The sequence below is a fragment of the Actinoplanes sp. G11-F43 genome (assembly GCF_050589265.1).
In the GTDB taxonomy this organism is placed as follows: Bacteria; Actinomycetota; Actinomycetes; order Mycobacteriales; family Micromonosporaceae; genus Actinoplanes.
In genome coordinates this window covers 68,002-77,532 of sequence record NZ_JBNZCE010000031.1, presented here as the reverse complement: position 1 = coordinate 77,532, position 9,531 = coordinate 68,002, and the positions used below count along the sequence as shown (strand labels likewise).

The following is a 9,531-nucleotide window of genomic DNA, read 5'->3' as shown; positions in this document are numbered from 1 at the left end:
CTGCACCGCTACAACACCGTCCGCCGCCATTCTCGGCTCGCACAGCAGTCCCCGATCACCTACGAGCGGATCCAAGAAAGATCAGCTACCATCCCACAAGCCGCATAAACCCCGTGTCCAAGTTCCGGGGGTAAGGCCCATGATCGCGGCGATTCCCGGCATGCGTTACATGGCCGGCGAGAACCGCAAGTTCGTCCACCGGGTAGTGCGTCACCTGGCGGGTGCGGGAATCCGGCAATTCCTGGACATCGGCACCGGCATCCCGACGGAGCCGAACCTCCATCAGGTCGCGCAGCAGATCGATCGGCAGGCACGAGTCGTGTACGTCGACAACGACCCGCTCGTGCTCGTGCACGCTCGTGCTCTGATGGTCAGCACCGCCGAGGGGCGTTGCGAGTATCTTGCCGCTGACCTGCGCGAATCGAAGTCGATCCTCGACAGCCCGGTGGTGGAAGAAACCCTTGACCTGACCGAGCCGATCGGGCTGACCCTGATCGCCGTGCTGATGCTGCTCGCTGATGCCGAGGATCCCTGGACCCGGGTCGCCGAGCTACGTGACGGGGCTCCCTCCGGCAGCTTCCTGGCGATCACCCACCCGACCGCGGACTTCAACGCGGCCGAGGTCGACGCGGCGGTGGCGGCGGCCACGGGTGCCGGGATGACGCTGGTCGCCCGCCCCCGGCAGGACGTGGCCCGGTTCTTCGGGGAATGGGAACTCGTGGAGCCGGGCCTGGTGCCCGTATCGGCATGGCAGCCCGACGGTCCTGTCGATGAGCCGCAAGCCGCGTACTACTGGGCCGGCCTTGCCCGCAAACCATGACGCACACCTAGAGCCACCCTCGTGGGCGGCGCGCAACGAGAAGGAGGAGACGATGAGCGAGCTGCCGGCCGGCACACCGGCCAGCACGTCAGGCGAGCGCCGGCACTACCCACCGGGGGTGGTTTTCCACGCGCCGCACTGCCTCGAGGGAGGTAACCGTCCGGCAATCCCCATCGAAAGCGCATTCACGACGTTTCCCACGCGTGAGCTGCACTTCTGCTTCGGCGGGATGGTCCCCGAAGGGTTGCTGGACGTCCTCGGTATCGCGGAGATCATGCCGTACATCGTGGTGGAACCCATCGCTTTCGGGGATCACCTGTACCGGCCGTCGAGCGTGAAACCGGCCGATTCCCTCGACTACCTGTGTGCTGTCTGCCGGGGAACTCACGGCGACGAAGTGGAAACACTGCTGCACGCGCTCGCGACGCCCTCACCCGGCCGGTAGCAACCAGCCGCTCGCGGGATGTCGACGATAGGCATCGACCGGTTGCCGGCCTCGGCGCGAGATCCGGGGCCAGGGGCCATCGGCGAAAGTCCCGTCACCGCACCGGCCTGCTCGAGCCGAGAGCACGGCCCGCAGCCCGCCGAGTCGGCGAGCGGCCGACAACGCCGCACCAAGACCTTGTTCATCGCAAGCCTGCGTGGTGGAGCTGGTTCAGCCTTACCGGGCAGGTAGGAGACGGGGAAAGACCATGCCGACCCAGACCGCCGTCACTTACCCCACCCAGGCACGCCCGGACGCCCACGGCACGGGGAAGGGCAAAGCCAAGCCGAATCAGAAGCTGGTGGGGCGGCTGCTGCGCATGGCCTCCGCGACCGAAAGGCTTCCGGACGGCCGGGCCGCGCGCATCCAGCGGCCGGAAGTCGTCGCTGCCGTCAACAAGATCATGACCGGGCTGTTCCCAGGCGTGGACCTCGCGGTGGTCAACGGCGGTTTCCTCGACGAACGCGAGCTCGGCCGTTACGAACGCGGCGAGGTCTTCTGGCCATCGAGGTACCGACGTGCCGCCTTCCGCGCGTTCTTCAACGTCGCGTCCGACGCCGATCTGGGGTTCTATCGTGCGCGAGTGTTGGAACCGGTACTGGATGATGACGAACAAGCCGACGGAGTAACTCCAAGCGAGCAGCCCGGCGATCGATCATCCTCCGCCCGTAGCCACGACGCACTACTCAGCGGCCAACCCGGGCCCGCCCAGAACAGTGACACCCGCGGCGGCGACACCAGCCAGCTACGGCGCATCCCACCGCCGCGGACCGGCCCAGCAACGACCGCAGTCGCCGGCGGCGGTACGGCGGCAGGCGACATGATTGGCGGGCGGCCGCAGCCACGACCGTGGAGGCCAAACAGGCTGGACGTGAGCAAACCGCATTCTGCGCGTCGATACGACTACTGGCTCGGCGGCAAGGACAACTTCCCCGCCGACCGGGAATCCGGCGACGCGATCGAGCAGCGGTTCCCGTGGGTGAGGACCGCCGCGCTGGCGAACCGCGCCTTCCTGGGCCGGGCGGTCCGCGCGGTCGCCCAGGCCGGTGTGCGACAGTTCCTGGACATAGGGACCGGCCTGCCGGCTCCCGGCAACACCCACGAGATCGCGCAGCGGATCACGCCCGACGCCCGGGTGCTCTACGTCGACAACGACCCGATCGTCGGAACGCACTCGCGAGCCTTGACCGTCGGCAACCCGGCAGGGCGCATTGGCTATCTCGAGGCGGACCTGGGCCGTCCCGAGCAGATCCTGCAACACCCGGACTTGCCGGCCATCCTCAACCTGCGCGAACCGCTGGGCATCGTGCTGGCAGCGGTGCTGCACTACGTCCCCGACCTGGCCGAGGCGCAGCGGGCCGTGCGTGCCCTGCTGGACGCCGCCGCCCCGGGCAGCTTCCTGATCATCTCGCATGGCACACACGACTTCATGTGCGCCGAAGACGCCGCCGCATACGAGACGATGTACGCCGCGGGCGACATCGACGTCCGCACCCGCACGAGAGATCAGATCGCGACCTTCGTCGCCAGCCTGCAGATTGTGGAGCCAGGGCTCGTCGCCGTCAGCGACTGGCGCCCGGACGACGAGCTGGCCAAGGGGCCCACGGCTGGGCACGTGGGCCTCTACGGCGTGGTCGGGCACCTTGGGCCACGATCCACGCCGTAGCGACGAACGGGCTTACAGCACGGAAAGGCACAATTCCGTCGCTCTTATCGGCGTCTCAAATAGCGTCGCCGTAAGTGCCTCTCCCGGCGACAAAAGGCTCCTGCGCGAATGGCGGCATCTCTTGGACTCCCGCACCACCTCCACCTTCCGGTGAGTCAGTCGCATGCCGACACGTTCCGCGCTTTCGTATGGCGCCGGCGCCAGAGGAAAGCCTGAGTGGGCCGGAACTCGAACCGGCGGTCAATCTTGGACACGCTGGCGCGCGGAAGGTGCCTCCGCGCAGCTAAGCGAGCGGATTCCCCATGCCGGGTGAAGTCACCTCTGAAAGCGTTTCGGTTCCGTTACCTCCCTGCTTGAAGCTATATGGATGTTGATCTGGCATCGCGGATGCACATCGCTCTGGTATTTCCTCCAGTCGATGCACCTGTGATCCTTAAATGCGCTTGGAGATGTCAGTGCCCAATTATCGGTGAAATTGCTGATGGGCTCCAAGCGAGATGGTGGACCTTGTGCCTGCGCTTCGGGGGCCGATGCACCTCATCGGTCAAGGGCGCCGACAGGGGACACCCGAAGCCCGCATTGTCAGACCGGCACCGCTTCTCATTGAGAGGTTCCTCGTGTTTCCCTACTGCGGCGAAGCGCTCTTACCGCGCCGTACCGCCGTATGTCCCGGAAGTACTGGACCGAAAAGGCCCTGGTGGGCGATGCAGCCCCGGCTAAACGTCGCCGGTCTCGAGGCGCCGACAGCACAGGATGCACCCGCCCGCCCTCGCCTGGACGGGCCGCCGCAATCATCACCGCTGCCCTCACGGCACACGGTGCGTCACTGCAATACCGGCCCCCGGGCCTGTTCATGCTCCGGCTCCTTCGGAGAGCCGGCCCAGAGGTGCGGGCACGCCGATTCACTGGTGCCGCGGTTGGCGGCGTGCCCGCCCGCCTCTGCCATGTCGCCCCGGCGTCGGGGGCACCGCCTGTCGCCAGGTCGATGGCATATCCCGGTTCGCTGCCGTTTCTGCATCTATGGGGAGAGATTCGTCATGTCGTCAGTGCAGCCGCAACGGCTCGCCGACTGTCTGTGGCTTGCGGCGCACGACAGCCTCGACGGCAAACCACGCGTCGGCGAGTGGTCACTCGGGGTCGGCCTAGCCACGGCGTTGCTCGGCGAACTCGTTCACTACGGCTGCCTGGAGATTCGTGACGGCGAGCTGTTCCGCATCGACGGCGCCGGTACCGACGATCCCGCGCTGCGGCCCCTGCTCGACAAAATGGCGGCGGAGGAGTCCACCTGGCCGCCGGCCGCTGCCCAGCCGATACCCCCGCGTCCCCGCGCACCGACCGACTCTCACCAAGGGTGGCGCCAGCCGCACCCGGGCGGAGACTGGCCGACGCAGGCCTTCGAAAGTCCCGTCTGGGCGCCGCACCCCGATGGTTCCCCGCAACGGGCGTACCCACCCGACGACGGCTATCGCATCGCGCAGCAGCCCGAGCAGAACCGACACCGCAGACGTGGTCACGATCTACGTCAGTGGATGTCGTACCTGTCTTACGACCGGCGCGCCGAGATCCGCGTTGTCGACCGGCTCTCCCGCACCGGACTGGCCCAACGGCACGAACACCGCCGACTGTTTCGAGAGTCAACCGTGCGATATGTCCCGCGTGACTCCGTCATGGCGGGAACGCCGGCAAGCCGCGTGCGCATCGCCGTGCAGAGCGGCCGTGGTCTCGACCGGATGCAGCTACTGCTGGCCGGATTGTTCCTGGCCACCGGCTTACACCACCACGCGCTAGAGACCCTGTCCCCGCTGGAACGCGCCCAACTGGCCGATGAGCTGAAGACCGGCCTCGACGACATGTCCCGGGAACTACTGCGCGCCGCCGACGCCGCCATCGGGGAGGCCGCCATGCGCTGACCCGCCACCCCACCCGCCCGTCAACCAACCCCTCGTCGCAGGAGGACCCTCCGGTGCGTGCATCACCGTCCCCGATCCGCGAAGCGAGCGTGGCGAACGCCCTCGCCGCCAACCGGCTCGGCCCGTTCGCGATCGGCTCCGCCATCGCCTCGTCCGTAGCGCCGCTGACCGTCGTCACCCTGGTCGTACCCCTCGCGGCTGCCGCGACCGGTCTCATCGGCTTCCCCATCGCGATCCTCATGGTCGCCGCCATCCTCATGCTCTACGCCGTCGGCTACCTCGCGATGGCCCGCCACATCCCCAACGCCGGCGCGTTCTACGCCTACGTCGCCCACGGCCTCGGCCGACCCGCCGGCGTCGGCACCTCCTGGTTCGCCCTGGCCACCTACAACAGCTTCCAGCTCTGCTGCTACGGCGCATTCTCCGCCGCCATCGGCGCCCCGCTGCTGTCGGACTGGCTCGGCTTCGACGTGCCCTGGCTCATCCCCGCCCTGCTCGCCTGGGCCCTGGTGGCACTCCTCGGCGCGAACGAGATCAAGGTCTCCGGCTACGTCCTGGTCTTCCTCGTCGTCGCCGAAACGATTCTGGTCGCGCTCTACAGCCTCGCCATCATGCTCAGCGACGGGTTCAGGTTCAACGGTGCGGCGATGTCGGTCGGCGACCTGTCCGGGCCGATGCTCGGCGTGCTGGTCATCCTCGGCGCGACCTCGTTCGCCGGCATCGAGCAGTCGGTGGTCTACATCGAGGAGTCGAAGAACCCCAAGCGCACCATCCCGGTCGCCACCTACGTCACCATCGCCACGATCGCCGCCGTCTACTGGCTCGGCTCCTGGGTGCAGATCTCCGCCGGCGGGCCGCAGATCCTCGACCGCGCGGCCACCGAAGCGGACAACCTGTTCTTCAACCAGGCCGCGGTGGCACTCGGGCAGAGTTCAGTGACGCTGGGCAAGATCCTGCTCGGCACCGGCACGCTCGCCGCAGCGATCGCCTTCCACCAGGCCATCGCCCGCTACGTCTTCGCCCTCGGCCGCGAAGGAGTCCTGCCGCGAGTGTTCGGCCGCACCACGATCAAGGGAGCCCCGCGCAACGCGTCACTGGCCCAGACCGTACTCGCACTGGTCGTGCTTATCGCCTACGCGGTCGCCGGCTGGGATCCACTCGTCCAGCTCTTCTACTGGGGCTCCACCGCAGGCGGCTTCGGCATCCTGCTCCTCTACACCATGACCAGCATCTCCGTCGTCGCGTACTTCGCCAAGAACACCCACGGCGAGAACCTGTGGCAACGGGCGATCGCCCCTCTGATCGCCACCGCGGTGCTCCTCGTCGTCTCCTGGCTCGCGATCGACAACCTGCCCGGCCTATTCGGCGTCGACCCCGGCACCGGCCCGGCCCGCGTCGTCCCGATCACCCTGCTGCTCGTCTTCATCGGCGGCACCTTCTGGGGACTGGGCCTCAAGTACGCCAACCCGCAGGTCTACGCGGGCATCGGCCGCGGCACCCGCAGCGCCACCGCCAGCGCCTCCGGCCTGTCCACCATCCTCTAACCGAAAGGCACCGATCATGAGCGCACTGCGTATCGCCGGCCCCACCGATGTCGACACCGTCGCCGACATCGTCGCGGCCTCCTTCCAGCACATGCCCGTCATCCACTACCTCGTCCCCGACGACCAGCGGCGCCTACCGGTCTCCCGGGCCTGGTACCGGCTCTACATCCAGCACGCCATCGGCGGCGCCGGGCAGGTCGTCATGACCGAAGACGCCACCGCCGCCGCCGTCTGGTTCGACCGCACCGGCGAGGTCACCGAGCCCGAGAACTACGCCAAGCACCTGGCCGACCTGGCCGGCGACGACCTGCCCCGCTTCGAGCACCTCGACCACCAGATGGACTCAAGCCACCCCCGCGACCCGCACCTCCACCTGCTGTTCCTCGCCGTGCTCCCCGACAGGTGGGGCCAGGGCCTGGGCAGCGCGCTGATGGACCACACCCATAACCAACTCGACGCGGATGGCATCCCCGCGTACCTCGAAGCCACGAGCCCGGACAACCAGCGGCTCTACCACCGCCACGGCTACACCGACATGACCCCGCCGACCATCGCCGTCGACGGCGACACGGTCCTCTATCGCATGTGGCGGCCGGTCGCCAACGGCTAACACGCCACCCCGGTCCCGCCTGCCGGGGTACACCGTCAGGCGGCTTCCTCGCCGAGATCTCCTCGGCTGAGTTCCGCTGCTCATCATCGCCACTGACCACACCGACAGCCCCGGCCAACCACCACTCCAGTAACAAGCAAGCCCGTGCTGGACGCCTCCGAGCGGAGACCGTTCGGCGCACCGACGACCGCCAAGCGGGACCTCACTCCGCCCGCTGTCCCAGCGCTGCGCGGTCACGGCAGCCGACCCGACGTGCTGCCGGGGCGGTGCGCTCAATCCCTTGCCCCCAAGGCCGGAGCGCACCGCCCACCCCAGCCATCGGCAACTCAACCCGAAACGGGAGCACACCACCCGCCTCGCCATGCCATACCGGGAGCCCACGATGCCCGAGCCCGCCCGCGCGACCACCACTGAGGCACAGCGCCCCGGTAAGCCCCGCCGCGTCTCTACCCCGGTCACCGGCCAAGCCCGCGACGACCTGCGCCGGCAAGCCGTGCAGCTCTACCAGCCCACACCCGGCGCGGGACGCCGCCTGTCGATCCGCGCCATCGCTGCACAGTTCGACCGTTCATACGGGTTCGTCTGGAACCTGCTCGAGGAAGCCGGTGTGACACGCCGACCCGCCAACGGCCGCACCGCCCGGCTCACCGGCCCCCACCCGTGAACCTCGATCACCGCACCCAGTCACCTCCGACCACAACGGCCTACACCCCGCGCTCAGATCGCTGTACCCGCTCAACCAGGCACCGGCCCGCGGCCGTCAACGTCCCGCCGAGAAAGGACCGTCGTGGCACCGAAACGCCGATCATCGCTCCCACCTCATGCCGAACCCGTCACCGACGGCTCGGCGGCGGTCAACGCCGCGCCCGCTGCCGGCGAGGTCGGCGACCTGTCGAAGGCCGTCATGACCGCGCTGCTCCTGAGCACCACCGGGCGTCCTACTGAAGCTGCCACCACACTGCGCCCGTACGTCACCACCGCCGACTTGACGCAGGTTCTCACCGAGCCTGAACTCATCGACGCCTGCACGCTGTTCGCCACACTCGCCACCGGCACCGACCAGATGCGGGCCGCGCACCACGCCTACCACGCCAGCCACGTCCTCTACCCGTGCGGACACCCGCGACGGCTCGCCGCCGCCGACGCGTACGGCGCCACGCTGCACCAGCACGGCCTGCTCACCGACGCGATCGACGTGCGCCGCCGCGTACTCGCCGGATACCGCATCCATCAGCCGCAACGCGCGCTCACCGCCGCCATCGACCTCGCCACCAGCCTGCACGCCACTGGCCGATGCACCGACGCCCTGAACACCCTCGCCGGCGCCTGGCACACCTGGCACCACCATCCGCACCCTGATGCCAGCACCGGCACGGCTGTCCTGGCTGCGTTCATGCGGATGCTGCGTGCCTGCAGGCAAGACCTGCACCTGCTCGCCCTGCTGGCCCAAGCCCGCGACACCACAGCCTGGGACGACCTCGTCGCCTCGTACACCGCACAGACCGCCGCGGATGACACCGCCTACATCGACACCCACCGCACCACCGTCTGCACCCACAAGCACCAGCCCCTGACGGCCACATCATCCGGGAGCCTTTCGGAAGGCCGAGCCTTGCCGACGCCGGCCAGGCTCCTACCCACACCACCCGCCCGCACGCCGCCCCCCACACCTGTCATCAACGGCCACGACGCCCAACACCGCCATCCGCTGACCGGCTACCGCGTCGGCGACATAGCCGGTGCGATCAGCCGGATGCTCACCGAACCCGATGCTGCGGTCCTGCTCGCCGCCGACCGCATGCCGCAGCCGGACGACAGCGCGGTCCGGCAGCGGCTCACTGACACGATTGCCGCGTACCTGGCCCACCGACGCGCCCGCCGAGCCGCACTACGCACCACTGCGGTCCTGCTACCCGTGATCGCGGTTGCGGTCCTCATTCACCTTCTCACTTGACGGTCGCGGTTTAACCCTCTTCGCCACCACTCGGCGGCACCTTCTCCTCACGGTTCGGGAGGAACCGATGGGTTCACGACAGCGCAGCACGACGAACGCCGAACCAGGCCGCACGCCCCGGCGCAACATGTCGAAGCCGCAGCAGGCCGAGGCCGGTGCCGCGATGGCCAAGCGGTACCGCGAGGACGACAAACCCTCCACCAAGCAGATCGCCAGCGAGTTTGGAGTCTCGTACGGCACCGCCTACCGCCTGATGAAAACGGCCGGCGTCGAATTCCGTCCGCACTGCGGCGTCCGACACCGCCAGCCTCAAACCGCCCGGGCCAGGACGGGAGCAGCAGGTGCTCGTGGTTCGAGTCAGACGGGAATCGGGAGCATGACCGGGTCGCCGGCCCACGCAGCGCTGGAAACCACCGGGCCGTGACCGGCGCCCAAACCACGAATCGTGCCTGCCCCGGCACGGGGGAACCGGGGCAGGCACGAGCTCACCATAGTCAGATTCCCGCATACCCACCCGTCCGCGTTGCTCGTGACAGGCATCGC

Annotated in this window: 8 protein-coding genes and 1 pseudogene; all 9 read left to right on the top strand. The window is 68.5% G+C overall.

From position 1 onward, the window contains the following. Nucleotides 1-139: 139 nt before the first annotated feature. Nucleotides 140-820: pseudogene (locus tag ACQ0O7_RS33635) on the top strand (SAM-dependent methyltransferase); the annotation flags it as partial. A gap of 52 nt (nucleotides 821-872) precedes the next feature. Continuing rightward, entirely contained in the window at nucleotides 873-1,265 is a 393-nt protein-coding gene (locus tag ACQ0O7_RS33630; protein ID WP_328463669.1) for a hypothetical protein, read from the top strand. Nucleotides 1,266-1,512: 247 nt separating this feature from the next. Further along, complete coding sequence (locus tag ACQ0O7_RS33625; protein WP_430788223.1) at nucleotides 1,513-2,970, top strand: SAM-dependent methyltransferase; 1,458 nt, start codon at nucleotides 1,513-1,515, stop codon at nucleotides 2,968-2,970. Between the two features lie 1,037 nt (nucleotides 2,971-4,007). Beyond that, complete coding sequence (locus ACQ0O7_RS33620; RefSeq protein WP_328463667.1) at nucleotides 4,008-4,880, top strand: GOLPH3/VPS74 family protein; 873 nt, start codon at nucleotides 4,008-4,010, stop codon at nucleotides 4,878-4,880. Between the two features lie 53 nt (nucleotides 4,881-4,933). Further along, entirely contained in the window at nucleotides 4,934-6,424 is a 1,491-nt protein-coding gene (locus ACQ0O7_RS33615) for an APC family permease (protein ID WP_430788220.1), read from the top strand. 16 nt (nucleotides 6,425-6,440) lie between these two features. Continuing rightward, a complete protein-coding gene (locus ACQ0O7_RS33610) occupies nucleotides 6,441-7,034 on the top strand; it encodes a GNAT family N-acetyltransferase (RefSeq protein ID WP_430788218.1) in 594 nt (197 codons plus the stop codon). Nucleotides 7,035-7,416: 382 nt separating this feature from the next. Continuing rightward, the gene (locus ACQ0O7_RS33605) at nucleotides 7,417-7,698 is read left to right on the top strand and encodes a helix-turn-helix domain-containing protein (protein ID WP_430788216.1); all 282 of its coding nucleotides are present in this window, start codon (nucleotides 7,417-7,419) and stop codon (nucleotides 7,696-7,698) included. A gap of 123 nt (nucleotides 7,699-7,821) precedes the next feature. Continuing rightward, on the top strand, nucleotides 7,822-8,988 hold the full coding sequence (locus ACQ0O7_RS33600; RefSeq protein ID WP_430788214.1) for a hypothetical protein: 1,167 nt from the start codon (nucleotides 7,822-7,824) through the stop codon (nucleotides 8,986-8,988). Nucleotides 8,989-9,055: 67 nt separating this feature from the next. Beyond that, complete coding sequence (locus ACQ0O7_RS33595; protein WP_430788212.1) at nucleotides 9,056-9,412, top strand: helix-turn-helix domain-containing protein; 357 nt, start codon at nucleotides 9,056-9,058, stop codon at nucleotides 9,410-9,412. The last annotated feature ends 119 nt before the right edge of the window (nucleotides 9,413-9,531 follow it).

What these genes read in the sequence shown, in the direction of transcription:
- ACQ0O7_RS33630 (WP_328463669.1), top strand. Translation starts at nt 873, where the DNA reads ATGAGCGAGCTGCCGGCCGGCACACCGGCCAGCACGTCAGGCGAGCGC.
- ACQ0O7_RS33625 (WP_430788223.1), top strand. Translation starts at nt 1,513, where the DNA reads ATGCCGACCCAGACCGCCGTCACTTACCCCACCCAGGCACGCCCGGAC.
- ACQ0O7_RS33620 (WP_328463667.1), top strand. Translation starts at nt 4,008, where the DNA reads ATGTCGTCAGTGCAGCCGCAACGGCTCGCCGACTGTCTGTGGCTTGCG.
- ACQ0O7_RS33610 (WP_430788218.1), top strand. Translation starts at nt 6,441, where the DNA reads ATGAGCGCACTGCGTATCGCCGGCCCCACCGATGTCGACACCGTCGCC.
- ACQ0O7_RS33605 (WP_430788216.1), top strand. Translation starts at nt 7,417, where the DNA reads ATGCCCGAGCCCGCCCGCGCGACCACCACTGAGGCACAGCGCCCCGGT.
- ACQ0O7_RS33595 (WP_430788212.1), top strand. Translation starts at nt 9,056, where the DNA reads ATGGGTTCACGACAGCGCAGCACGACGAACGCCGAACCAGGCCGCACG.